Source organism: Pseudomonas anuradhapurensis, assembly GCF_014269225.2.
Classification (GTDB): Bacteria; Pseudomonadota; Gammaproteobacteria; order Pseudomonadales; family Pseudomonadaceae; genus Aquipseudomonas; species Aquipseudomonas anuradhapurensis.
Genome location: NZ_CP077097.1, coordinates 4212507 through 4235440, shown reverse-complemented (window position 1 = coordinate 4235440; position 22934 = coordinate 4212507). Strand labels below are relative to the sequence as shown.

The 22934-nt window shown below is 63.4% G+C and carries 23 protein-coding genes; 15 read left to right on the top strand and 8 right to left on the bottom strand.

Annotation, left to right across the window (positions count from 1 at the left end; genetic code table 11):
* Window positions 1-20: 20 nt before the first annotated feature.
* Window positions 21-1310, bottom strand: coding sequence for an OprD family porin (locus HU763_RS19385; RefSeq protein WP_186685187.1), 1290 nt, complete (start codon window positions 1308-1310; stop codon window positions 21-23).
* Between the two features lie 199 nt (window positions 1311-1509).
* On the opposite strand from HU763_RS19385, the gene HU763_RS19380 reads away from it, so the two are divergent.
* On the top strand, window positions 1510-2181 hold the full coding sequence (locus HU763_RS19380) for a response regulator (protein WP_170032083.1): 672 nt from the start codon (window positions 1510-1512) through the stop codon (window positions 2179-2181).
* Window positions 2174-3553 carry a sensor histidine kinase gene (locus tag HU763_RS19375; RefSeq protein ID WP_186685186.1) on the top strand — a complete coding sequence of 460 codons (1380 nt, stop codon included), beginning with the start codon at window positions 2174-2176 and terminating at the stop codon, window positions 3551-3553. The genes HU763_RS19380 and HU763_RS19375 overlap by 8 nt, the downstream gene beginning before the upstream one ends.
* Window positions 3554-3618: 65 nt before the next feature.
* Here HU763_RS19375 and HU763_RS19370 read toward each other — a convergent pair whose 3' ends face one another.
* On the bottom strand, window positions 3619-4425 hold the full coding sequence (locus tag HU763_RS19370; protein ID WP_170032077.1) for an HDOD domain-containing protein: 807 nt from the start codon (window positions 4423-4425) through the stop codon (window positions 3619-3621).
* A 55-nt stretch (window positions 4426-4480) separates the two neighbouring features.
* Entirely contained in the window at window positions 4481-5422 is a 942-nt protein-coding gene (gene ygfZ / locus HU763_RS19365; RefSeq protein WP_186685184.1) for a CAF17-like 4Fe-4S cluster assembly/insertion protein YgfZ, read from the bottom strand.
* A 134-nt stretch (window positions 5423-5556) separates the two neighbouring features.
* Here ygfZ and HU763_RS19360 point away from each other — a divergent pair, with 134 nt between their 5' ends.
* Both HU763_RS19360 and HU763_RS19355 read left to right on the top strand, forming a co-directional pair.
* Window positions 5557-5811 carry an FAD assembly factor SdhE gene (locus HU763_RS19360; RefSeq protein WP_170032071.1) on the top strand — a complete coding sequence of 85 codons (255 nt, stop codon included), beginning with the start codon at window positions 5557-5559 and terminating at the stop codon, window positions 5809-5811.
* Complete coding sequence (locus HU763_RS19355) at window positions 5795-6253, top strand: protein YgfX (protein ID WP_186685182.1); 459 nt, start codon at window positions 5795-5797, stop codon at window positions 6251-6253. Before HU763_RS19360 ends, HU763_RS19355 begins: the two co-directional genes overlap by 17 nt.
* A 117-nt stretch (window positions 6254-6370) precedes the next feature.
* Here HU763_RS19355 and nadB read toward each other — a convergent pair whose 3' ends face one another.
* Window positions 6371-7975 (bottom strand): L-aspartate oxidase, encoded by a 1605-nt coding sequence (nadB, locus tag HU763_RS19350; protein WP_170032065.1) that lies wholly within the window; start codon window positions 7973-7975, stop codon window positions 6371-6373.
* Between the two features lie 433 nt (window positions 7976-8408).
* Between nadB and rpoE the strand changes: the two genes are divergently transcribed.
* From rpoE to pdxJ, 10 genes are all read left to right on the top strand, one after another.
* Window positions 8409-8990, top strand: a complete 582-nt coding sequence (gene rpoE, locus HU763_RS19345; protein WP_003252049.1) for an RNA polymerase sigma factor RpoE/AlgU — start codon at window positions 8409-8411, stop codon at window positions 8988-8990.
* A gap of 31 nt (window positions 8991-9021) precedes the next feature.
* On the top strand, window positions 9022-9612 hold the full coding sequence (locus tag HU763_RS19340) for a sigma-E factor negative regulatory protein (RefSeq protein ID WP_186685180.1): 591 nt from the start codon (window positions 9022-9024) through the stop codon (window positions 9610-9612).
* Between the two features lie 12 nt (window positions 9613-9624).
* Window positions 9625-10587, top strand: coding sequence for a MucB/RseB C-terminal domain-containing protein (locus tag HU763_RS19335; RefSeq protein WP_186685178.1), 963 nt, complete (start codon window positions 9625-9627; stop codon window positions 10585-10587).
* A 220-nt stretch (window positions 10588-10807) separates the two neighbouring features.
* Window positions 10808-12208, top strand: coding sequence for a DegQ family serine endoprotease (locus HU763_RS19330; RefSeq protein WP_420831060.1), 1401 nt, complete (start codon window positions 10808-10810; stop codon window positions 12206-12208).
* A gap of 182 nt (window positions 12209-12390) precedes the next feature.
* The gene (gene lepA, locus HU763_RS19325; RefSeq protein WP_186685174.1) at window positions 12391-14190 is read left to right on the top strand and encodes a translation elongation factor 4; all 1800 of its coding nucleotides are present in this window, start codon (window positions 12391-12393) and stop codon (window positions 14188-14190) included.
* 5 nt (window positions 14191-14195) lie between these two features.
* Window positions 14196-15050: a signal peptidase I gene (lepB, locus tag HU763_RS19320; RefSeq protein WP_003258486.1), complete on the top strand. Its 855-nt coding sequence runs from the start codon at window positions 14196-14198 to the stop codon at window positions 15048-15050.
* 161 nt (window positions 15051-15211) lie between these two features.
* Window positions 15212-15901, top strand: coding sequence for a ribonuclease III (gene rnc, locus HU763_RS19315; protein ID WP_003258487.1), 690 nt, complete (start codon window positions 15212-15214; stop codon window positions 15899-15901).
* Window positions 15894-16796: a GTPase Era gene (gene era / locus HU763_RS19310; protein ID WP_015271595.1), complete on the top strand. Its 903-nt coding sequence runs from the start codon at window positions 15894-15896 to the stop codon at window positions 16794-16796. The genes rnc and era overlap by 8 nt, the downstream gene beginning before the upstream one ends.
* A 167-nt stretch (window positions 16797-16963) precedes the next feature.
* Complete coding sequence (gene recO / locus HU763_RS19305; protein ID WP_015271594.1) at window positions 16964-17647, top strand: DNA repair protein RecO; 684 nt, start codon at window positions 16964-16966, stop codon at window positions 17645-17647.
* Between the two features lie 61 nt (window positions 17648-17708).
* Window positions 17709-18431 carry a pyridoxine 5'-phosphate synthase gene (gene pdxJ / locus HU763_RS19300; protein ID WP_189665722.1) on the top strand — a complete coding sequence of 241 codons (723 nt, stop codon included), beginning with the start codon at window positions 17709-17711 and terminating at the stop codon, window positions 18429-18431.
* A 66-nt stretch (window positions 18432-18497) separates the two neighbouring features.
* Here the strand turns inward: pdxJ and HU763_RS19295 are convergent, their stop codons facing one another.
* Window positions 18498-19880 carry a heavy metal sensor histidine kinase gene (locus HU763_RS19295; protein ID WP_186685170.1) on the bottom strand — a complete coding sequence of 461 codons (1383 nt, stop codon included), beginning with the start codon at window positions 19878-19880 and terminating at the stop codon, window positions 18498-18500.
* Window positions 19877-20551 carry a heavy metal response regulator transcription factor gene (locus HU763_RS19290; protein ID WP_186685168.1) on the bottom strand — a complete coding sequence of 225 codons (675 nt, stop codon included), beginning with the start codon at window positions 20549-20551 and terminating at the stop codon, window positions 19877-19879. The genes HU763_RS19295 and HU763_RS19290 overlap by 4 nt, the downstream gene beginning before the upstream one ends.
* Window positions 20552-20865: 314 nt before the next feature.
* Between HU763_RS19290 and HU763_RS19285 the strand changes: the two genes are divergently transcribed.
* Window positions 20866-21069: a hypothetical protein gene (locus HU763_RS19285; RefSeq protein WP_186685166.1), complete on the top strand. Its 204-nt coding sequence runs from the start codon at window positions 20866-20868 to the stop codon at window positions 21067-21069.
* A gap of 69 nt (window positions 21070-21138) precedes the next feature.
* Here the strand turns inward: HU763_RS19285 and cmoB are convergent, their stop codons facing one another.
* Window positions 21139-22095 (bottom strand): tRNA 5-methoxyuridine(34)/uridine 5-oxyacetic acid(34) synthase CmoB, encoded by a 957-nt coding sequence (cmoB, locus tag HU763_RS19280; protein WP_186685164.1) that lies wholly within the window; start codon window positions 22093-22095, stop codon window positions 21139-21141.
* Window positions 22092-22835, bottom strand: a complete 744-nt coding sequence (cmoA, locus tag HU763_RS19275) for a carboxy-S-adenosyl-L-methionine synthase CmoA (protein ID WP_186685162.1) — start codon at window positions 22833-22835, stop codon at window positions 22092-22094. Before cmoA ends, cmoB begins: the two co-directional genes overlap by 4 nt.
* Window positions 22836-22934: the final 99 nt, after the last annotated feature.

Here is a 22934-nt window from a genome sequence, read left to right as displayed (position 1 = left end):
GTTGGGTTAGTGCGATCGGATTACCACAGCGCCACGCTGTAGCTCACCAGCAGCCTGACTTCATCGGCATCACGGGCAAAATTGGAGCGGAAGGTGGCGTTGCGCAGGCGTACGGCAACGTTTTTCAACGGGCCGCTTTGCACCACGTACTTCATTTCGGTATCGCGTTCCCATTCCTTGCCCTCGCCACCGGCGGCGCGGCTGACATTGTCGCCGCTGATGTAGCGGGTCATGAAGGTCAGGCCGGGCACGCCGAGCGCGGCGAAGTTGTAGTCGTAGCGCGCCTGCCAGGAACGCTCGTCGGCGTTGGCAAAGTCGTTGATCTGGACGAAGTTGACCAGGTACGGGTCGGCGCCATCGACGTAAGGGAAGGCGCTGTCACCGGACAGCTGCTGCCAGGCGGCACTGACCTTGTGCCCGCCCAGGGCATAGCTGAGCATGCCGTTGATGGTGGTGTTGTCGATGTTGCCGGCCTTGGCAGCACCGGCGTCGTCGCTCACGGCCAGGCGCAGGTCGGCGCCGAAGGTGCCCGGGCCCCACGGCTGGGTGGCGAGCATGCCGATGAAGTGCTGGCGATAGATGTCGTCCAGCTGGGCAAAGTGGTAGCTGCCGGTGATGCGATCGGTGAACTGGTAATCGAGGCCGGCCAGGTCCAGGTTGTCGGCGCTGAACGAGCCGCCGAAGCGCCCGTTCTTGTTGTTCAGGGCCAAGTCTTCCCAGTTGGTGTCGTTGCGGTCCTTGGCCTTGTCCAGGCGGCCGCCGGTGAAGGTCAGGCCCTTGATCTCCTTCGAGGTGAGCAGGCCGCCTTCGAAGGTTTGCGGCAGGATGCGCCCGTCGTTGGGCTGCAGGGTCGGCAATTCCGGGATCAGGGTACCGATCTTGAGTTCGCTCTGTGACACCTTCACCTTGCCGGTCAGGCCCAGCTTGGAATACTCGTCGGCAGCCTTGCCGTCATCATGGGTGGGCAGCAGGCCGGTATCGGTGCGGTCGGGGCTGGAGTCGAGCTTGATGCCGAGCATGCCCAGCGCATCCAGGCCGAAGCCTACGGTGCCGTCGGTATAGCCGGACTCGAAGTTGAGGATGAAGCCCTGGGCCCATTCGTCGCGCTTGGATTGCTGTGCGCTGGTGCCGTCGCGGAAGTCGCGGTTGAAGTACATGTTGCGGGTTTCGAAGGTGGCCGTGCTGTCTTCGAAGAAAGCGGCCTGGCTCATCGGGGCGACACCGGCAAGCGCAAGGGCGCTGGCGATGGCGGAAGGGCGTGCGGCAAAGGAACGGGTAGGCGTGAACGCCTGCGGCTGCAATGACAGCATCACTGATGGCTCCGATTATTGTTCTTATTCGTTGCACCTTGCTGGTGCTTTTTCGGCGCGAAGGGCGACCGTGGTGCGATGCTAGGTAATCAACCTTTCGCTAACCTTTCAGCGTGAAAGGTTTGTCGACAGGGGCTTCACAGGCCTGCCGACAGCGGTACACTCCGCGCCACCGCCCCACCCGAGCAGGGAGAATCCGATGCGTGTGCTGCTGGTCGAAGACCACCTGCAACTGGCCGAAAGCGTGGCCCAGGCCTTGAAGAGCCATGGCCTGACCGTGGACGTGCTGCATGATGGCGTGGCCGCCGACCTGGCCCTGGCCAGCGAGGAATACGCCGTGGCCGTGCTGGATGTCGGCTTGCCGCGGATGGACGGCTTCGAGGTGCTGGCGCGCCTGCGTGGGCGTGGCAAGACCTTGCCGGTGCTGATGCTGACTGCGCGCAGCGACGTCAAGGACCGCGTCCACGGCCTGAACCTTGGCGCAGACGACTACCTCGCCAAGCCGTTCGAACTGACCGAGCTGGAAGCCCGGGTCAAGGCCTTGTTGCGCCGCAGCGTGCTCGGTGGCGAGCGCCAGCAACGCTGTGGGCCGCTGGTATACGACCTGGACACCCGACGCTTTACCCTGGGTAACGACAACCTCACCCTGACCTCGCGCGAACAGAGTGTGCTGGAAGCGTTGATCGCCCGCCCGGGCCGGGTGATGAGCAAGGAGCAACTGGCTGCCCAGGTGTTCGGCCTGGATGAAGAGGCCAGCCCTGACGCCATCGAGATCTATATCCACCGGCTGCGCAAGAAGCTCGACGGTCACCCGGTTGCCATCGTCACCTTCCGCGGCCTGGGCTACTTGCTCGAGCACCGCGATGCGTGACAACGGCAGCCTGCGCGGGCGCTTGCTCGGCAACCTGGCCTTGCTGCTGGTGGTGCTGATGCTGGCCAGCGGCCTGAGCGCCTACTGGAATGGCCGCGAAGCTGCCGACACGGCTTATGACCGCACCTTGCTGGCCTCGGCGCGGACCATTGCCGCAGGCCTGTCCCAACGCGACGGTTCGCTCAGTGCCGACGTGCCTTACGTGGCCCTGGACACCTTCGCCTACGACAGCGCCGGTCGCATCTATTACCAGGTACTGGACATCCAGCAGCGGCTGATCTCCGGCTACGAGAATTTGCCGCCGCCGCCACCGGGCACGCCGCGTACCGATGACTACCCGGCACTGGCGCGGTTCTACAACGCCAGCTACCTGGGCCAGGACGTGCGTGTGGTGAGCCTGTTGAAGCCGGTGAGCGAACCCAACATGAACGGCATGGCGGAAATCCGCGTGGCCGAGACCGAGGAAGCCCGGGTGCGCATGGCCCGTGGCTTGATGGCCGATACCCTGCTACGCCTGGGCATGCTGGCGCTGGGTGCGCTGGTACTGGTGTGGTTTGCCGTGAGCGCCGCGTTACGGCCACTGGAGCGCTTGCGTACGGCGGTGGAGGAGCGCCAGCCGGACGACCTGCGGGCTTTGCCGGTGGTGCAGGTGCAACATGAGCTGGGCCCGCTGGTACGGGCCTTGAACCACTTCACCGAACGCTTGCGCGGCCAGTTCGAGCGGCAGGCGCAATTCATTGCCGACGCTGCCCACGAGTTGCGTACGCCGCTGGCTGCGCTCAAGGCCCGGGTCGAGCTGGGCTTGCGCTCGTCCGAGCCGCAGGTATGGCGGCAGACCTTGGAATCTGCCGCGCAGGGCACCGATCGCCTGACCCACCTGGCCAACCAGTTGTTGTCACTGGCGCGGGTCGAGAATGGCGCGCGGGCGATTGCCGAAGGCGGCGCGCAGCGCCTTGACCTGAGCCAGTTGGCGCGCGAACTGGGCATGGCCATGGCTCCGCTGGCACACAAACGCGGGGTGGCGCTGGCCCTGGAAGCCGAAGCACCAGTATGGCTCAAGGGTGAACCGACGCTGCTCAACGAGCTGTTGAGCAACCTGGTGGACAACGCTCTGGCCCATACGCCAGCGGGCGGCAACGTGATCTTGCGGGTGCTGACGCCCGCCGTGCTGGAGGTAGAGGACGACGGGCCGGGGATCCCCGAGGCCGAGCGTGAGCGGGTGTTCGAGCGCTTCTATCGGCGCAGTGCGCAGGGCAGCGGGCTCGGGTTGGCCATTGTGGGCGAAATCTGCCGGGCGCACCTGGCCCAGGTGAGCCTGCATGATGGCGCCAAGGGCGGCCTGCGGGTGCGGGTGAGTTTCATCGCTGATTGATGAGGTGCCTGTGCCGGCCCTTTCGCGGGCTTGGCCGTGAAGAAGCCGGCACTGGCCGACGCCGGTCAGCGCAACATGCTCCGCGCATCGATCAGTTCATCCACTTCCAGCTCGGTGCCGAACGGCAAGCCCAGATGGCGGTAGGCGGGCAGCGCCGCCAATGGCCGATGGCGCCCGCGCTGGCTGATGCAGCGGGCGATTTGCACGATGTCGATATAGTCGATGCTGTCGGTCTGCCGGTCCAGGTCTTGCACCTGGCTTGGCAGGTTGACCAGTTGTTCCGGAAACTCCCACGCCTTGAGAATCTTGTCGCCCAGCACCGGCTGGATGTGTTCGATCACGTAATGCAGGCACACCGGGTCGGACAGCAGCTCATTGTGCTCTTCGGCATAGATCAGTACCGGCAGCGCGCCAATCTGGTGGACCAGCCCGCCGAGGGTGGCCTGGTCGGGCTTGAGCTGGGTAAAGCGTCGGCAGATTTCGTAGCTGATGCCTGCCACATCCAGGCTGTTGGCCCAGATATCGCGTAGCTTCTGTTCAACCGCCGGCGCGCGGGCGTGAAAGATCTGCTCGATGACCAGGCCAATGGCCAGGTTGCAGCTGTAGTTGATACCCAGCCGCGTGATGGCGGTGTGCAGGTCGGTGACTTCGATCGCCGCGCGTAGCAGCGGGCTGTTGACGACCTTGATCAGGCGCGCCGAAAGCGCCGCATCGCGACCGATCACCTTGCTCAGGGCCGCTACGCTGATTTCGCTGTCTTCCGCTGCCTCGCGGATGCTCAGGGCAACCTCGGGCAGGGTCGGCAGGACCAGGTCATCCTTTTCGATGGCCTCGAGCAATTGTGCTTGAACCATCTCGGCCAGCTTGTTCATGGGCGTGTCTACCGCAGTGGTGGTGCGGCCCCGCCACAAGGGCGGGGCAGGCTGGTCAGCGCTGGATTTCCCGGTCGCGGTCCAGTTCATAGGGCAGGCTCAGTACCTGCAGGCGCGGGCCGCCGAGGCTGCCCAGGTGCAGGTTGTCGTCGGCCACCGCTTCGGCACTGAGTACCGCGAGCAGCTCGCAGCCGCTGCCGGTGCTGGCAGCCAGGACCACTTCACCGACCGACGAGCCATGGGTAGGCGAGAAAATCTCCTCACCCGGAGCCGGAATGGCCTGTTGGTCCAGGGCCAGGCGGTACTGGCGGCGCTTGAGCTTGCCCAGGTACTGCATGCGGGCGACGATTTCCTGCCCGGTGTAGCAGCCCTTCTTGAAGCTTACGCCGTCGACGGCCTGCAGGTTGATCATCTGCGGAATGAACAGCTCACGGGTCGGCCCCATGACCTGGCCGATACCGGCACGCACCTGGCCCAACAGCCAGTCGTTGAGGCTGCCTTCCGGCAGGGCGGCGGCCAGGGCCTGGCGTACCCTGCCGGCGTCATCGGCGGGCGCCCACAACTCCACGCGGCCTGCCGAAACAGCGATCGCGATCAGGCCTGCATGCCGGACGGTGCTGCCGGCGGCTGCGGGCACGTCGAGCCCCAGCGCCTGCAAGGCCGTAGCGCCAGCCTGCACACCGAAACGTGCCCATGCGGCGCTTTCATCGGCCAGCGTGGCCTTGGAGAACACGGCGTATTTCTTCAGATCGGCCAGCTGTGCGTCGAGCAGATCGCTGGCCATGGCCAGCAGGTAGCCGTTGCCTTCGGGCAGGATGCGGAAGCTTGACTGCATGCGCCCCTTGACCATGCAGCGGGCGCCGAGGCTGGCGTGTTCCTGGCTGAGGTAGTTGATGTTGCAGGTCAGCTGGCCCTGCAGGAACTTGCCTGCATCGGAGCCGCGGACGGCGAGGATGCCCTCGTGGGACAGGGGGCAGAAGAAAGCGGAATCGGCCATGGGTCATCGCGGTGGCTTAAAGACTGGCGGCCATCATAGAACGCCGGTAACAAAATAGGTAGGTGACTAGACCAACGCCCGGTGTCGCTTCGCTCGCCTGGCTGTATACTGGCGGGCCATTCGAGGAGGGCCCCATGGTCGAACAAACTGAACTCAACCGGCTTTTCTGGCACAGCCGCCGCGGCATGCTGGAACTGGACGTCCTGCTGGTACCTTTCACCCAGGAAGTCTATCCCACGCTCAACCAGGCTGACCGCGAACTCTACGTGCGACTGCTGAGCTGCGAAGATCAGGACATGTTCGGCTGGTTCATGGAGCGCACCGAGTCCGAAGACCCGGAGCTGCAGCGCATGGTCCGCATCATCCTGGACCGTGTCCAGCCCAAGTGAGTGTTTCGAGTGCCGCTGGCACGGCTCGCGCCGGCTGCTGACGGCCTACCTGGTGTGCCAGGTGCTGGCGTGGCTCGCCATAGGGGCGAGCCCGCTGTCCGGCTGGCAGGCCCTTGCCGTTGCCGCCACCTGTATCGCCCACGCTGGCTGGGCCATCCCCCGACGTATTCTGCTGACCCATGAGCATGCCGTGACTGGCCTGCGCCGTGATGCGCGCGGCTGGCACGTGTTCAGCCGTGCCCTCGGCTGGCAGCCGGTGCGCTTGTGCCGCGACAGCGTGGCGTTGCCGGCGCTGGTGGTGTTGCGTTTCGAGCGGGCGGGGCGATGGGTGGGGGAGAGCCAGTGTGTGCCGCGGGATGCGCTGGGGGCCGATGAGCACCGGCGCTTGCGGGTGCGGTTGAAGTTCAGCCGGCGCAGGTGGGCAGGGGTGAGCCGGGCATAAAGCCATACCGAGTTGGCTTCTTCGCGGGCTTGCCCGCTCCCACAGGTACTGCGCAAGGCTGCAAGGCAGCGGGATCTCTGTGGGAGCGGGCGTGCCCGCGAAGGCCGCGACGCCGATTCAAATCGGGCTGAGGATGGTGTCCCTGGCCTCGGCGAGCATCCCCGGGTAGTCCAGCGTGTAATGCAGCCCGCGGCTTTCCTTGCGCTGCATGGCCGAGCGGATCATCAGCTCGGCCACCTGCGCCAGATTGCGCAGTTCAATAAGGTCGCGGCTGACCTTGTAGTTGCTGTAGAACTCATCGATTTCGTCCAACAGCAAACGAATGCGGTGCTGGGCCCGCTGCAGGCGCTTGCTGGTGCGCACGATGCCGACGTAGTCCCACATGAAGCGCCGCAGTTCATCCCAGTTGTGCGCGATGATCACGTCTTCATCCGAGTCGGTGACCTGGCTGGCGTCCCAGCCGGGCAGGGCCTTGGGCATGACCACTTCATCCAGGCAGGCCTGGATGTCGGCTGCGGCAGCGCGGCCATAGACAAAGCACTCCAGCAGCGAATTGCTGGCCATGCGGTTGGCGCCATGCAGGCCGGTAAAGCTGGTTTCGCCGATGGCATACAGCCCTGGCACATCGGTGTGGCCGCGGTCGTCCACCATCACCCCGCCACAGGTATAGTGCGCCGCCGGTACCACCGGGATCGGCTGGCGGGTGATGTCGATGCCAAACGCCAGGCAGCGCTCATAGACGGTGGGGAAGTGGCTCTTGATGAACTCGGCCGGCTTGTGGGTGATGTCCAGGTAGACGCAATCCACACCCAGGCGCTTCATTTCATGGTCGATGGCGCGGGCCACGATGTCACGCGGGGCCAGCTCTTCGCGTGGGTCGAAGCGCGGCATGAAGCGCTCGCCGTTGGGCAGGCGCAGCAGGGCGCCTTCACCGCGCAGGGCTTCGGTGATCAGGAAACTCTTGGCTTGCGGGTGGTACAGGCAGGTCGGGTGGAACTGGTTGAATTCCAGGTTCGCCACCCGGCAACCGGCGCGCCAAGCCATGGCGATGCCGTCGCCGCAGGCACCATCGGGGTTGCTGGTATACAGGTAGACCTTGGCTGCGCCGCCGGTGGCCAGCACGGTGAAGCGCGCGCCGAAGGTGTCCACTTCGCCGGTGTTGCGGTCGAGTACGTAGGCACCCAGGCAGCGCTCGCCAGGCAGGCCCAGGCGCCGTTCGGTGATCAGGTCGATCGCCACGCGCTGCTCCAGCAACTGGATATTCGGGCGCAGGCGGGCCTGGGCCAGCAGCGTGGTGAAGATGGCGGCACCGGTGGCGTCGGCAGCATGGATGATGCGCCGGTGGCTGTGGCCGCCTTCGCGGGTCAGGTGGAATTCGAAGCCACCATCGTCGACGCTGTAGTGTTCATCGCGGGTAAACGGCACGCCTTGTTCAATAAGCCATTCGATGGCTTCCCGGCTGTGCTCGACGGTAAAGCGCACCGCCTCTTCATGGCACAGGCCACCGCCAGCGTTGAGGGTGTCCTCGACATGCGACTGCACGGTATCGCTATTGTCCAGCACCGCTGCTACACCGCCCTGGGCCCAGAAGGTCGAGCCGTTGGCCAGGTCGCCCTTGCTGAGCACGGCGACGCGCAGGTGGCTGGGCAGGTTCAGTGCCAGGCTGAGACCGGCGGCACCGCTGCCGATCACCAGGACATCATGTTGGAATTGTTGGCTCATGTCGGGACACTAGTATTCTTCGGAAGGGGCGCGGCACAATAGTCACGCGCCGATGGCATTGTGAAACTATCGTTAAGGCTGGCCGGGTTGCCTTTATAGCAGCCCAAGGTGGCCAATTTCCATGCCACTTGCCTGGTGGCGACAACCTTGTGGGAACTTTCCGATAACGCTGGAAATCCTATGAAGGCTGCCCGTACGCCACAATTTACCGCGGCGACGCAGGGCGGCAGGCCTGTCCAGGCTGTCCCTGCGTACTCGAAACCTGATTATCGACGTAGCCGGCCGTGACCGTGCAGCGTCTTTCGTGCAAGCCGACCAAGGGCTGCAGGAAACTTGCTTGGAGGGGAGAACTTTTGCGCAAAGCCCGAGTCTATGGTTGCAAGCCTGATCGATGGCTGCTGCAACGCTCCTTCGAGTTCACTGAGGAGTGTTCATGCTAACCCAGGAAGAGGATCAGCAGCTTGTCGAGCGTGTTCAACGCGGCGACAGGCGAGCGTTCGATCTGTTGGTGCTGAAGTATCAGCACAAGATTCTCGGGTTGATCGTGCGGTTCGTTCACGATACCCACGAGGCCCAGGATGTAGCACAGGAAGCCTTCATCAAGGCCTACCGTGCGCTTGGCAATTTCCGCGGCGACAGCGCGTTCTATACGTGGCTTTACCGCATCGCCATCAACACGGCGAAGAACTACCTGGTGTCCCGTGGAAGACGGCCACCAGACAGCGATGTGAGCTCCGAGGATGCGGAGTTTTACGACGGCGATCATGGTCTCAAGGATCTCGAGTCCCCAGAGCGCTCGTTGTTGCGGGATGAAATCGAAGGCACTGTCCATCGCACCATCCAGCAACTGCCGGAAGACCTGCGCACGGCCCTGACGCTGCGCGAGTTCGATGGACTGAGTTACGAAGACATTGCCAGTGTCATGCAATGTCCGGTGGGTACCGTGCGCTCTCGAATCTTCCGCGCTCGGGAGGCCATAGACAAAGCCCTGCAACCTTTGCTGCAGGAAACCTGAGACAGCGGCGACAGCCAAGAGAGGAACCGCCATGAGTCGTGAAGCTTTGCAGGAATCGCTGTCCGCGGTAATGGATAACGAAGCGGACGAGCTTGAACTGCGTCGGGTATTGAATGCCGTCGACGATACTGAAACCCGTGCCACCTGGTCGCGCTACCAGGTCGCCCGTGCAGCCATGCACAAGGAGCTGCTGCTGCCGAACCTGGATATTGCGGCGGCGGTTTCTGCAGCACTGGCTGACGAAGCCGTGCCGGCCAAGGTCAAGAAGGGCCCATGGCGCAGCATTGGCCGCCTGGCGGTGGCTGCCTCGGTTACCGTCGCGGTGCTGGCCGGTGTACGCATGTACAACCAGGACGAGATCACTGGCGCCGAGCTCGCAGCCCAGCAACCTGCCCAGCAAGGCGTGACCGTGCCACAAGCACAGGGCCCGGCCGTTTTGGCAGGCTATAGTGAGAGCAGTGAGCAACCGACCGGGCCGATGGCCAACGGCGTGCTGCAGAACCAGGCCGGCTGGGATCAGCGTCTGCCGGGCTATCTGCGCCAGCATGCCCAGGAATCCGCGCTCAAGGGCACTGAAACCGCATTGCCGTATGCCCGCGCCGCAAGCCTGGAAAACCGTTAAGTAAGGAGGATCATGCGCGCGCTACCTCTCCTGTCGCTGCTGATTGGCAGCTGCATGACGGTGCCAGCATTGGCGGCCAACTCATCGCCCGAAGCAGGCGAGTGGTTGAACAAGCTGGCACAGGCCGAGCAAAAGCAGAGCTACCAAGGCTCTTTTGTCTACGAACGTAACGGCAGCTTCTCCTCCCACGAGATCTGGCACAAGGTTGAGAATGGCAAGGTCAGCGAGCGGCTCCTGCAGCTCGATGGCGCGGCCCAGGAAATCGTGCGCGTGGATGGCAAGGTAGAGTGCGTCAGCGGGGCTTTGGCCAACGGTGTGACGCCGCCTGCGGACGCTGCCCAGCGTGTGCTTGATCCACTGAAACTGATGGGTTGGTACGATTTGAGCGTGGCGGGCAAGTCGCGTGTCGCCGGGCGCGATGCCGTGATCGTGACGCTCAACCCGCGTGACCAGCACCGCTATGCCTTCGAAATGCATCTGGACCGCGCCACCGGGCTGCCGCTGCGCTCGTTGATGATCAACGACAAGGGGCAGTTGCTCGAACGCTTCCAGATGACCCGTCTCGATACCGCCGTGCCCAGCGATGAGGACCTGCGCGCCAGTGCTGCCTGCAAGCCCGTGCAGCGTGTGGCTGCCGTGGCCAATGACAAGGTTGCCGGCTGGCGTTCGGACTGGTTGCCGCCAGGGTTCGAGCTGGTCAACAGTTCGGTGCGCCGTGATCCGAAGCAAGGTGGTGTGGTCAGCAGCCTGATGTATGACGATGGCCTGGCGCGTTTCTCGGTGTTTCTGGAGCCGGTAAGCGATGACGGTGGGACCGACATGCGCACCCAGCTTGGCCCGACCTCGGCGGTATCGCGGCGGCTGAACACGCCCAAGGGCAAGGTGATGGTCACCGTGGTCGGCGAAATTCCGCTGGGGACCGCGGAGCGCGTGGCGCTGTCCATGCGCCCCCAGGACGCCCAGGCGCGCCAGTGATTGCGCGCCTTGCCGGGCAGGCATGTCGGCTGTGCCAAGGCGAGCGGACAGGCGCCTGAAATGAAATTAAAGCATTGTCATTTGCAATCCTTCGGCAAATTTTCTATAGGTCAGGCTTCTTGGAGCCTGGCCTTTCCTGCTTTGGGCAGGGCCTTTCTAAACTACCGCTCGTTGTGACGGGAGCCGTATGTCAATACCACGCTTGAAATCCTACCTATCGATGTTCGCCGCCGTGCTGATGCTCGGCCAGGTGCTCACCGCCCAGGCCGAGGAAGCCCTGCCGGACTTCACCACCCTGGTCGAGCAGGCCTCGCCAGCCGTGGTCAACATCAGTACCAAGCAGAAGCTGCCGGACCGCCGCATGGCCGCCGGTGAGATGCCTGACCTGGAAGGCCTGCCGCCGATGTTCCGCGAGTTCTTCGAGCGCAACATGCCGCAGCAGCCACGCTCGCCGCGCGGTGACCGCCAGCGCGAGGCTCAATCGCTGGGTTCGGGCTTCATCATTTCCAGCGATGGCTACGTGCTGACCAACAACCACGTGGTGGCCGATGCCGACGAGATCATCGTCCGCCTGTCGGACCGCAGCGAGCTGCAGGCCAAGCTGGTCGGCACCGACCCACGCACCGACGTGGCCCTGCTCAAGGTCGAGGGCAAGAACCTGCCAACCGTGAAGCTGGGGGATTCCGAGAAGCTGAAAGTGGGCGAGTGGGTGCTGGCCATCGGTTCGCCGTTCGGCTTCGACCACTCGGTGACCAAAGGTATCGTCAGTGCCAAGGGCCGTACCCTGCCCAACGACACCTATGTGCCGTTCATCCAGACCGACGTGGCCATCAACCCGGGCAACTCCGGTGGCCCGCTGTTCAACATGAACGGCGAGGTAGTGGGTATCAACTCGCAGATCTTCACCCGTTCCGGTGGGTTCATGGGCCTGTCGTTCGCCATTCCGATCGATGTGGCGATCGATGTTTCCAACCAGCTGAAGAAAGACGGCAAGGTCAGTCGTGGCTGGCTGGGTGTGGTGATCCAGGAGGTCAACAAGGACCTGGCTGAGTCGTTCGGCCTGGACAAACCGGCTGGCGCCCTGGTAGCCCAGGTGCTGGAAAACGGCCCGGCGGCCAAGGGCGGCCTGCAGGTCGGTGACGTGATCCTGAGCATGAACGGCCAGCCAATCATCATGTCGGCAGACCTGCCGCACCTGGTGGGCAGCCTCAAGGATGGCGAAAAGGCCAAGCTGGAGATCATCCGCAACGGCAAGCGCCAGACCCTTGACATCAGTGTTGGTGCGTTGCCCGACGACGATGCTGAGATCGCTACCGGTGTCGAAGGCAGTGCCGAGCGCAGCAGCAACCGCCTGGGTGTATCGGTGGCCGACCTGACCGCCGAGCAGAAGAAATCCCTGGAGCTGAAAGGCGGTGTGGTGATCAAGGAAGTCCAGGATGGCCCGGCTGCAATGATCGGCCTGCGTCCAGGTGACATCATCAGCCACCTGAACAACCAGGCCATCGGCTCGGCCAAGGAATTCACCGAAATTGCCAAGGAGCTGCCGAAGAACCGTTCGGTGTCGATGCGTGTGCTGCGTCAGGGCCGTGCGAGCTTCATTACCTTCAAGCTGGCTGAATAAGCAGCCTGGCTACGGCGAAAGGGCAGCTTTGGCTGCCCTTTTTCATGAGTGTTCACAAGTGCAGGGCGCAAATGCTGTGTACAGTCGGACAGAGGAATCTCCCATATCCCAGCGGCTTAAGGTACAATTGCCGGCTATTTTTCGGCGGGCGTCCGGCTCGCAGCCTTTTCGAGTGTTGACCCGTGAGTGATTTGAGTCATATCCGCAATTTCTCCATCATCGCCCACATCGACCATGGCAAGTCGACGCTGGCCGACCGTTTCATCCAGATGTGCGGTGGCCTGTCGGCACGCGAAATGGAAGCCCAGGTGCTCGATTCCATGGACCTGGAGCGCGAGCGCGGTATTACCATCAAGGCCCACAGCGTCACGCTCAACTACAAGGCGCAGGACGGCAAGGTCTACCAGCTGAACTTCATCGATACCCCCGGCCACGTCGACTTCACCTACGAAGTTTCGCGCTCGCTGGCGGCCTGTGAGGGGGCGCTGCTGGTGGTTGACGCCGGCCAGGGCGTCGAGGCCCAGTCCGTGGCCAACTGCTACACCGCCATCGAGCAGGGCCTGGAAGTCATGCCGGTGCTGAACAAGATGGACCTGCCCCAGGCTGACCCGGACCGCGTCAAGGAGGAGATCGAGAAGATCATCGGTATCGACGCCACCGACGCCGTGGCCTGCAGTGCCAAGAGCGGCATGGGCGTGGACGAGGTGCTCGAGCGCCTGGTGCAGACCATCCCCGCGCCGGAAGGCGATATCGAGGCGCCGCTGCAGGCGCTGATCATCGACTCCTGGTTCGACAATTACCTGGGCGTGGTCTCGCTGGTGCGCGTGCGCCATGGCCGCGTCAAGAAAGGCGACAAGATCCTGGTCAAGTCCACCGGCAAGGTGCACCTGGTCGACAGCGTGGGCGTGTTTACCCCGAAGCACACCCAGACCGCCGACCTGAAGGCCGGCGAAGTGGGCTTCATCATCGCCAGCATCAAGGACATCCACGGTGCCCCGGTTGGTGACACCCTGACCTTGTCCTCGACCCCTGAAGTCGAAGTGCTGCCAGGCTTCAAGAAAATCCAGCCGCAGGTCTACGCCGGCCTGTTCCCGGTCAGCTCCGACGACTTCGAAGACTTCCGCGATGCCCTGCAGAAGCTGACCCTGAACGACTCTTCGCTGCAATACATGCCGGAAAGCTCCGATGCACTGGGCTTCGGCTTCCGTTGCGGCTTCCTCGGCATGCTGCACATGGAGATCATCCAGGAGCGCCTCGAGCGCGAATACGACCTGGACCTGATCACCACCGCGCCAAGCGTGATCTATGAGCTGGAACTGAAAACCGGCGAGACCATCACCGTCGACAACCCGTCGAAGCTGCCGGACGTCTCGGCGGTCGCCGATTTCCGCGAGCCGATCGTCACCGCCACCATCCTGGTGCCGCAGGAACACCTGGGCAACGTCATCACCCTGTGCATCGAGAAGCGTGGCGTGCAGCGCGACATGCAGTTCCTCGGTAGCCAGGTGCAGGTGCGCTACGACCTGCCGATGAACGAAGTGGTGTTGGACTTCTTCGACCGCCTCAAGTCCACCAGCCGCGGCTATGCTTCGCTGGACTATCATTTCGATCGCTACCAGTCGGCCAATCTGGTCAAGCTGGACGTACTGATCAACGGCGACAAGGTCGATGCCTTGGCTTTGATCGTGCACCGCGACAACGCGGCCTACAAGGGCCGTGCGTTGACCGAAAAGATGAAGGAACTGATCCCTCGGCAGATGTTCGACGTGGCGATCCAGGCAGCTATCGGCGGCCAGATCATTGCGCGGACAACCGTCAAGGCGCTCAGAAAGAACGTACTGGCCAAGTGCTACGGTGGCGACGTCAGCCGTAAGAAGAAGCTGCTGGAGAAGCAGAAGGCCGGTAAGAAACGCATGAAACAGGTGGGTAACGTGGAAATTCCACAGGAAGCCTTCCTCGCCGTGCTCAGGTTGGATAGCTAGGTCCTATGTCGCTAAATTTCCCGCTGTTGCTAGTCATCGCCGTCTTCGTCTGCGGCCTGCTGGGCTTGATCGACCTGCTGTTCCTGGCCCCGCGCCGGCGTGCGGCAATCGCCAACTACCAGGGCAGCGTCAGCCAGCCCGAGATGGCGGTGGTCGAGCGCCTGGGCAAGGAGCCGTTGCTGGTCGAGTACGGCAAGTCGTTCTTCCCGGTGCTGTTCATCGTGCTGGTGCTGCGTTCGTTCCTGGTCGAGCCGTTCCAGATCCCTTCGGGGTCGATGAAACCGACCCTGGAAGTGGGCGACTTCATCCTGGTGAACAAGTTCTCGTACGGCATTCGCCTGCCGGTGATCGACAAGAAGGTCATCGAGGTGGGTGACCCGCAACGCGGTGATGTGATGGTGTTCCGCTACCCTAGCGACCCGAACGTCAACTACATCAAGCGTGTGGTCGGCCTGCCGGGCGACCAGGTGCGCTACACCAGCGACAAGCGGTTGTTCGTCAACGGCCAGCCGATTGCCGAACAACTGGTGGGCACCGAGCCGGGCACTTTGGGCAGCGCCGAGTTGTACAAGGAAAAGCTCGGCGAGGCCGAACACCTGATTCGCAAGGAAATGAGCCGTTATCGCATGCCGCCGGACCAGCAATGGACCGTGCCGGCAGGCCATTACTTCATGATGGGCGACAACCGCGACAACTCCAACGACAGCCGTTACTGGGATGACCCGAACATCCCGAAGGAACTGCACGGCATGGTTCCCGACCGGAACATCGTCGGCAAGGCCTTCGCGGTGTGGATGAGCTGGCCAGAGCCCAAGCTCAGCCACCTGCCCAACCTGTCGCGGGTCGGTCTGATCCATTGATACCCATCGGCGCTGGCCTGCAGGCAGCGCCGAATGCATTTCTGACATAGGCTGTGTTCTCAGGGATCGGGAGATTCGTCGCACATCGCGGCGGGCCACAGCCAAACAGTCTTTCAGGATGTTGATTTGAACAACGCGTTGAACAACGAACGGGTGGCTGCATGAGTGCTCCCCTTGCCCGTCTGGAGCGAAAGCTCGGTTATACCTTCAAGAACCAGGACCAGATGCTCCTGGCACTGACCCATCGCAGCTACGCCGGGCGCAACAATGAGCGCCTGGAGTTTCTCGGTGACGCCATTCTCAACTTCGTCGCCGGCGAAGCGCTGTTCGAGCGCTTTCCGCAGGCCCGCGAAGGCCAGCTGTCGCGCCTGCGCGCGCGGCTGGTCAAGGGTGAGACCCTGGCCCGCCTGGCCCGTGGTTTCGACCTGGGCGATCACCTGCGCCTGGGCTCGGGTGAGCTCAAGAGCGGTGGTTTCCGCCGCGAGTCGATCCTGGCCGACGCCCTGGAGGCGCTGATTGGCGCCATCTACCTGGACGCCGACATGGAAACGGCCCGGGAGCGCGTGCTGGCCTGGCTGGCCGATGAATTCGAAGGCCTGACCCTGGTCGATACCAACAAGGACCCGAAAACCCGCCTGCAGGAGTTCCTGCAGTCGCGCAGCTGTGAGCTGCCGCGTTACGAAGTGGTGGATATCCAGGGCGAACCGCACTGCCGGACCTTCTTCGTCGAATGCGAAGTGGTGCTGCTGAACAACAAGAGCCGTGGCCAGGGCGTTAGCCGGCGTATCGCCGAGCAAGTCGCCGCCGCGTCTGCACTGATCGCCCTGGGCGTGGAGAATGGCAATGACTGATAGCAACCCGACCCGCTGCGGCTACGTGGCCATTGTCGGCCGCCCGAACGTGGGCAAGTCGACCCTGCTCAACCACATCCTCGGCCAGAAGCTGGCGATCACCTCGCGCAAGCCGCAGACCACCCGCCACAACATGCTCGGCATCAAGACCGAGGGTGACGTGCAGGCGATCTACGTCGATACCCCCGGTATGCACAAGGCCAATGACAAGGCCTTGAACCGCTACATGAACCGCAATGCCTCGGCGGCCCTGAAGGACGTCGACGTGGTGATCTTCGTGGTCGACCGCACCAAATGGACCGACGAGGACCAACTGGTGCTGGAGCGCGTGCAGTACGTGACTGGCCCACTGATCATCGCGGTCAACAAGACCGACCGCATGGAAGAGAAGGCCGAACTGATCCCGCACCTGCAATGGCTCCAGGAGCAGTTGCCGAACGCCGAAGTGATGCCTATCTCCGCGCAGCAGGGGCACAACCTGCAGGCGCTGGAAGCACAGATCGCCAAGCACCTGCCCGAGAACGAGCACTTCTTCCCCGAAGATCAGATCACCGACCGCAGCAGCCGCTTCCTGGCCGCCGAACTGGTGCGCGAAAAGATCATGCGCCAGCTGGGTGCGGAATTGCCGTACCAGATCACCGTGGAAATTGAAGAATTCAAGCAGCAGGGCCACGTGCTGCACATCCACGCGCTGATCCTGGTCGAGCGCGATGGCCAGAAGAAGATCATCATTGGCGACAAGGGCGAGCGCATCAAGCGCATCGGCTCCGAGGCGCGCAAGGACATGGAGGTGCTGTTCGACTCCAAGGTCATGCTCAACCTGTGGGTCAAGGTGAAAGGCGGCTGGTCCGATGACGAGCGCGCCCTGCGCTCGCTGGGCTACGGCGACCTGTAGGCCGCGCATAGTTCCCTGTAGGAGCGGCCTTGTGTCGCGAGAGGGCTGCATGGCAGCCCCCAGAATCTATGCAACAGTCGGGATCTGGGGGGCCGCTGCGCGCCCCTTTCGCGACGCAAGGCCGCTCCTACATGGGCCAGTGCAACCCTCGGGGCGAGTGATCATTCATGGAACAACCTGTCGGCCAGCCAGCCTACGTACTGCACAGCCGTGCCTACAAGGAAACCAGTGCGCTGGTGGACTTCTTCACCCCGCAGGGCCGCATGCGCGCTGTGTTGCGCCGGGCGCGCGGCAAGGGCGGCAGCCTGGTGCGGCCGTTCGTGCCGCTGGAACTGGAGCTGCGCGGGCGTGGCGAGCTGAAGAATGTCGGGCGCATGGACAGCGCTGGCATCGCCGCCTGGCTGCATGGCGATGCCCTGTTCAGCGGGTTGTACCTCAACGAACTGCTCATGCGCCTGCTGCCCGCCGAAGCGCCTTTCCCGGCGCTGTTCGAGCACTACACCCTGACCTTGCAAGCCTTGGCCGCCGGTCGCCCGCTGGAGCCGCTGCTGCGCTCCTTCGAATGGCGGCTGCTGGACGAGCTCGGTTACGCGTTTTCGTTGCACCACGACGTCAATGACCAAGCGATCGCGGTCGATGGCCTGTACCGCTTGCGTGTGGACGCCGGCCTGGAGCGGGTCGAGCTGGTGCAACCCGGGCTGTTCCGCGGCACCGAACTGCTGGCCCTGGCCGAAGCCGACTGGGATGCCCCAGGTGCCTTGCTCGCCGCCAAGCGCCTGATGCGCCAGGCACTGGCGGTTCACCTGGGGGCAAAACCACTGGTCAGCCGCGAACTGTTTCGCAAGCGCTGATCACGACGTATGCTGTGGGGCTCAATCTTCAGGAGAGCCTTTCGTGACTCACAGCAACCGCATGCTTCTCGGCGTTAACATCGACCACGTGGCGACCCTGCGCCAGGCCCGGGGCACGCGTTACCCTGATCCGGTCAAGGCTGCGCTGGATGCCGAAGAAGCAGGCGCCGATGGCATCACCGTACACCTGCGTGAAGACCGCCGGCATATCCAGGAGCGTGATGTGCTGCTGCTCAAGGATGTGTTGCAGACGTGCATGAATTTCGAGATGGGCGTCACCGAAGAGATGATGGCCTTTGCCGAGAATATTCGCCCGGCACATATCTGCCTGGTACCCGAAACCCGCCAGGAGCTGACCACCGAAGGTGGCCTGGACGTGGCGGGCCAGGAGGCGCGGATCAAGGCGGCGGTAGAGCGCCTGGCGCGTACCGGTGCCGAAGTGTCGCTGTTCATCGATGCCGACGAGCGGCAGATCGAGGCCTCGCGCCGAGTGGGGGCGCCAGCCATCGAGCTGCACACCGGGCGTTACGCCGACGCCCAGACCCCGACCGAAGTGGCCGAAGAGCTCAAGCGTATTGTCGATGGCGTGGCGTTTGGCTTGGGCCAGGGGCTGATCGTCAATGCCGGCCACGGGCTGCATTACCACAATGTCGAGGCAGTAGCGGCGATCAAGGGTATCAATGAACTGAATATCGGCCATGCGCTGGTAGCGCACGCCCTGTTCGTCGGTTTCAAGGCTGCGGTCGCCGAGATGAAGGCGCTGATTGTGGCGGCTTCGCGCTGATCCTCGGGTAGGCTGTAGCGGCCTCTTCGTCGGCAAGCCGGCGAAGAGGCCAGCACGGCCAGCCGATCATTCGGCAGGAAACACCAGGGTAAAGCGGGTAGGCCCCATGGGGCTGGTGCTGACCTCGACCCGCCCGCCATGCAGCTGCATGATCGACTTCACGATCGCCAGCCCCAGTCCTGTTCCGCCTTCCAGCCGCGAGCGCCCCGAGCCCACCCGGTAGAACCGCTCGAACAGGCGCGGCAGGTGTTCTGCGGTAATGCCAGGCCCCTGGTTCTCCACTGACAGCCGAACTTCACTATCCAGCCGCTCGATGCGCAGTTCCACGGACGTGCCATCAGGGCAATGGCGAATGGCATTGCTCAACAGGTTCGACAATGCCCGTTGAAACATCAGCCGATCCGCCATCGCCGTGCCCCAGCCCTGGACGCGCAATTCAACCTCTTTCAACTCGGCGCTGAAGGCGAACAGTTCGACTACCCGCACTGTTTCGTCGGCCAGGGCCATGGGCTTGAGCGGAACCTGGGCCTGGGGCTCGCTGACCTGGGCGAGAAACAGCATGTCGTTGATGATGCGGTTGAGCCGGGTCAGCTCTTCAATGCTGTCTTCCAGCACTTCGCGGTAATTGGCGTTGTCCCGTTCACGCGCCAGGGTCACTTGCGCCTTGCCCATCAGATTGCCTATCGGTGTGCGCAGTTCATGGGCCAGGTCGTCGGAAAACTGCGACAGCTGGCTCACGCCCTGATCGAGACGGTCGAGCATCACGTTGATGCTGCCGGCCAGCTCCGCCAGTTCCAGCGGCAGGCCGCTGGCAGGCAGGCGATGTTGCAGGTCCTGGGCCGACACTTGCCCGGCAATGCGCCGAAAGTGTCGCAACGGCTTCAGGCCACGCTGCATGAGCCACCAGGCACCCGCGCCGATCAGCAGCAACAGCAGCGGCAACGCGAACAAGGTGGACTGCAGGTAGGCTTGCAGCAGGGCGTTATCGTCGGCACGGTTGAGCGTCATCATCACCTTGACCGGGGTGTCGTCACGCAGGCGCATCAGGCGAGTCACGGTGAGCAGCTGGTTGCCGTTGCTGTCGCGCCAGGTGTGGAAGGCCAGGCGGGTGCCGGTACCCAGCTCGCCGATGCGTGATTCCAGGGCCGGGCCGAGGCTCAGCAGGTGCGGGTGGCGCCCTTCGATGGCCAGTACGTTGAGGCTGAGGTTATCGTGCCCCATCACCAAGTCGAGCAGCGGATGGGCGCGCGCACCCAGGTCTTCGCTGCGCAGGTCGACGCGCAAATTGTGCTCGACCTGCAGCATCTTGCGCGCCAGGTCCTTGCGTGCGCGGCTGTCCAGCTCGTGATCCAGCGCGAACACGGCCAGGCAGGCCAGCAGCAACACCAGCGCGGCGCCCATCAGTGTCACGCCCAGGCCCAGGCGCAATGACAGGCTGGCGTTGTTCAAAAGCGTGCCTCGAGCACGTAGCCGACACCGCGCAGGGTGTGGATCAGCTTGTTGTCGAACGGGTCGTCGATCTTCGCTCGCAGGCGGCGGATGGAAACCTCGACCACGTTGGTGTCGCAATCGAAGTTCATGTCCCATACCAGTGAGATAATCTGGGTGCGCGAAAGCACCTCGCCGGTCTGGCGCATCAGCAGGTGCAGCAGGGCGAATTCCTTGGCAGTCAGGTCGATACGCTGTCCGGCGCGGTAGGCGCGGTGGCGACCGGGGTCCAGCTCCAGGTCGGCGACGCGCAGGGTGCTGGGCTGCAGTTGCTGGTCGTTGCGCCGTAGCAGGCTGCGAATGCGCGCCAGCAGTTCAGGGAATTCGAAGGGTTTGAGCAGGTAGTCGTCAGCGCCCAGGTCCAGGCCCTTGACCCGGTCTGCCAGGCGGCCATGAGCCGTGAGCATCATGATGCGCGTGGCCGATTCGGCACGCAGCCGCTGCAACACGGTCCAGCCATCGAGTTCGGGCAGGTTGACGTCGAGGATGACCAGGTCGTAGGGCTGCTGGCGGGCCAGGTGCAGGCCGTCGGTGCCGGTGTGGGCGCAGTCGACAATGTAACCGTTCTCGCGCAGGCCTTGTTGCAGATAGTCGGCGGTACGTAGTTCGTCCTCGATGATCAGTAGGCGCATGAGCGGGCTCGGTTGGATAAAGGGGGCGATTGTCGACCCTGTAGTGACATCAGGGTCAAGCGACAGGATGTTACGGCATGAGCAAGGGCATGCGGCGCAGATGACGGATTTGTAATTCTGCTGTTATCTGGCTGTCTGTTCCGGCCTTTTCGCCGTATACCCGCTCTTGCAGTGTCACCCCTGAAGCGGGAGTCAGCCGCGAACAGGCGGTGTCGCAAGGCCAGATTGCAAGACTGTAATCTCAGCCTCACCTTGCCGTTAGCCAGCCCTCGCTAGGATGGGCGCGTCTGATCGGTTATCACGAGGCAAACACGATGAACCTGACCAAATATCTGCTGGTGGCCATTCTTGCCCTGGGCAGTGCGAGTGTTTACGCCGAAGGTGGTGCGGAGCGCTCCATGCAACTCTGGCAAGCATTTCGCGAAGACCAGCAACGCCTGCACGATGACAAGCAGCAGGCTGTTGCCGAGCGCGAGCGCAAGGCGCAGGAAAAGGCCCGCGAACTGGCCAAGGACTGAAGCAAAGGCACCCGCGACGTGAAAGCTCCTCGTCGCAGGTATATTCAGGCGCCCAACCAGGCGCCTTTTTTATTTACGCGCCAACAGGGTGGCGCGGCGCGGGGCTGACAGCCCTTCGATGGTCTTGCCGTGGTCGTTCGGGTCGAGGAAGTCGCTGAGGGACTGATAGCGCATCCACTCGGTGCTGCGCTGTTCCTCGATGCTGGTCACGCTGACATCGACGCAACGGACATCGTTGAAACCGGCGCGGCGCAGCCAGCGCTCCAGGGCGGGGACCGACGGCAGGAACCAGACGTTGCGCATCTGCGCGTAGCGGTCTTCCGGTACCAGCACCTGGTTTTCGTCGCCCTCGATCACCAGGGTTTCCAGCACCAGTTCACCGCCCTTGACCAGGCAGTCCTTGAGCGCCAGCAAGTGTTCGATGGGTGAACGACGATGGTAGAACACACCCATCGAGAACACTGTGTCGAAGCCTTCGAGGTTGGCCGGCAGGTCTTCCAGGGCGAACGGCAGGTGCCAGGCGGGTAACTCCGGCAGGTATTGCTGCACGGCCTGGAACTGGCAGAAGAACAGCCAGTTGGGGTCGACGCCAATGACCATGTCGGCGCCGGCACCGAGCATGCGCCACTGGTAGTAGCCATTGCCGCAGCCTACGTCGAGCACGCGCTTGCCCTTGAGGTCCAGGTGTGGGCTGACCCGGGACCATTTCCAGTCGGAACGCCATTCGGTATCCACATGCACGCCGAACAGGTCGAACGGCCCCTTGCGCCACGGCGACAGGCCCATCAGCGCCTGGCGCATCTGCGCGCGGGTCGCGTCGTCGCACTCGCAGTCCAGGCGCAGCCCATTGACCAGGTCGATTTCACTTGGCTGCAAGGTGGGCAAGGCATCGAGTGCACCGCGCCAGCGGTCGAGGTCACCGTGGCCCTTTTCCAGCTTGGCTTCCAGTTGTGCTTGCAGGCCTTGCGACCAGGAAGCCAGGGGCGTGCCCGCCAGGCGGCGGACGAGGGGGGACAGATCGATCATGGCAGGGCTATCAGCGAGGCGAAGTTAAGGCACTGGAACCACGGCACGACTTTCGAGAAGCCGGCGGCGCGCAGACGTTGTTGATGGGCTTCGAGGGTATCGGGGCGCATCACGTTTTCAATGGCGCTGCGCTTCTGGGCGATTTCCAGTTCGCTGTAGCCATTGGCCCGTTTGAAGTCCAGGTGCAGTTCATTCAGCAGGTCCTGTTCTTGCTCATCGGCGAAGCGCAGCTTCTCCGAGAGGATCAGCGCGCCGCCCGGTAGCAGCGCCTGGCGGATACGGCCCAGCAATTCCAGGCGCTGGTCGGGGGCGATGAACTGCAGGGTGAAGTTCATCGCCACCACCGAGGCGGGCTCGAACGGCAGGGCCAGGATATCGGCTTCCAGCACTTGCACCGGCAGCAGCTCCTGGAACATCGAGTCCTGGGCGGTGAGGTACTGGCGGCAGCGTTCGACCATGGCGGCGGAATTGTCCACGGCAATCACCCGGCAGCCGTCGCTGCGCACATGGCGCCGCAATGACTGGGTGACCGCACCCAGCGATGCGCCCAGGTCGTACAGGGCGCTGTGCGGCTGGGCGAAGCGCGCGGCCAGCACGCCGAGGTTCTCGACAATGGTCGGGTAGCCCGGCACCGAGCGCTTGATCATGTCCGGGAAAACCCGCACCACGTCCTCATTGAAGACGAAGTCAGGCACTTGCTCCAGGCGCTGGGCGAAAAGGCGGTCGGGTTGTTTGCTCACGGCGGGCTCGATACGGGTGAAACGGAGGCGCATTTTAGCCAAAGGCGGCGATTCTTGCTATGGCAGCGCTTCATCGGCAGCGCCGCTATGCCGAAGTCA

What these genes read in the sequence shown, in the direction of transcription:
- HU763_RS19330 (WP_420831060.1), top strand. Translation starts at nt 10,808, where the DNA reads ATGTTCGCCGCCGTGCTGATGCTCGGCCAGGTGCTCACCGCCCAGGCC.
- HU763_RS19380 (WP_170032083.1), top strand. Translation starts at nt 1,510, where the DNA reads ATGCGTGTGCTGCTGGTCGAAGACCACCTGCAACTGGCCGAAAGCGTG.
- rpoE (WP_003252049.1), top strand. Translation starts at nt 8,409, where the DNA reads ATGCTAACCCAGGAAGAGGATCAGCAGCTTGTCGAGCGTGTTCAACGC.
- pdxJ (WP_189665722.1), top strand. Translation starts at nt 17,709, where the DNA reads ATGCTTCTCGGCGTTAACATCGACCACGTGGCGACCCTGCGCCAGGCC.
- recO (WP_015271594.1), top strand. Translation starts at nt 16,964, where the DNA reads ATGGAACAACCTGTCGGCCAGCCAGCCTACGTACTGCACAGCCGTGCC.
- HU763_RS19290 (WP_186685168.1), bottom strand. Translation starts at nt 20,551, where the DNA reads ATGCGCCTACTGATCATCGAGGACGAACTACGTACCGCCGACTATCTG.
- era (WP_015271595.1), top strand. Translation starts at nt 15,894, where the DNA reads ATGACTGATAGCAACCCGACCCGCTGCGGCTACGTGGCCATTGTCGGC.
- ygfZ (WP_186685184.1), bottom strand. Translation starts at nt 5,422, where the DNA reads ATGGCCGATTCCGCTTTCTTCTGCCCCCTGTCCCACGAGGGCATCCTC.
- HU763_RS19285 (WP_186685166.1), top strand. Translation starts at nt 20,866, where the DNA reads ATGAACCTGACCAAATATCTGCTGGTGGCCATTCTTGCCCTGGGCAGT.
- HU763_RS19360 (WP_170032071.1), top strand. Translation starts at nt 5,557, where the DNA reads ATGGTCGAACAAACTGAACTCAACCGGCTTTTCTGGCACAGCCGCCGC.
- HU763_RS19335 (WP_186685178.1), top strand. Translation starts at nt 9,625, where the DNA reads ATGCGCGCGCTACCTCTCCTGTCGCTGCTGATTGGCAGCTGCATGACG.
- nadB (WP_170032065.1), bottom strand. Translation starts at nt 7,975, where the DNA reads ATGAGCCAACAATTCCAACATGATGTCCTGGTGATCGGCAGCGGTGCC.
- cmoB (WP_186685164.1), bottom strand. Translation starts at nt 22,095, where the DNA reads ATGATCGATCTGTCCCCCCTCGTCCGCCGCCTGGCGGGCACGCCCCTG.
- HU763_RS19370 (WP_170032077.1), bottom strand. Translation starts at nt 4,425, where the DNA reads ATGAACAAGCTGGCCGAGATGGTTCAAGCACAATTGCTCGAGGCCATC.
- lepB (WP_003258486.1), top strand. Translation starts at nt 14,196, where the DNA reads ATGTCGCTAAATTTCCCGCTGTTGCTAGTCATCGCCGTCTTCGTCTGC.
- rnc (WP_003258487.1), top strand. Translation starts at nt 15,212, where the DNA reads ATGAGTGCTCCCCTTGCCCGTCTGGAGCGAAAGCTCGGTTATACCTTC.
- HU763_RS19340 (WP_186685180.1), top strand. Translation starts at nt 9,022, where the DNA reads ATGAGTCGTGAAGCTTTGCAGGAATCGCTGTCCGCGGTAATGGATAAC.
- HU763_RS19375 (WP_186685186.1), top strand. Translation starts at nt 2,174, where the DNA reads ATGCGTGACAACGGCAGCCTGCGCGGGCGCTTGCTCGGCAACCTGGCC.
- HU763_RS19385 (WP_186685187.1), bottom strand. Translation starts at nt 1,310, where the DNA reads ATGCTGTCATTGCAGCCGCAGGCGTTCACGCCTACCCGTTCCTTTGCC.